We start from the raw sequence: 234 nt of genomic DNA, 5'->3' as shown, positions 1-234 counted from the left end.
AACCGATGCCCTAACCTGATACTTTTTAAATTTAGGATAACCTTTTTTCCCAGGGACTTTAGCTTGACAGTTTTTGTAGAACCTTTCAATAGCTGCCCAGGCCCTTTCTGCATGGGCTTGTCGCGCCATCGAATTCAGCCTTTTAGCCCAAGGAAAATCGGGATTATCTGCCAATAACTTGCAGTATTTGTAGGCATCATTCCGACTTTTAACCTCTCGGTCTATCCATGCTTT

The 234-nt window shown here is 43.2% G+C and carries 1 pseudogene; it reads right to left on the bottom strand.

Annotated elements, in window-relative coordinates:
• Positions 1–234 (bottom strand): annotated as a pseudogene (locus LKE08_RS28805) (RNA-guided endonuclease TnpB family protein); the annotation flags it as partial.

Source organism: Lyngbya sp. CCY1209, from assembly GCF_035615495.1.
Classification (GTDB): domain Bacteria; phylum Cyanobacteriota; class Cyanobacteriia; order Cyanobacteriales; family Microcoleaceae; genus Limnospira.
Note: the sequence above shows the minus strand (reverse complement) of the source record. Positions and strands in the feature narration are given on the sequence as shown.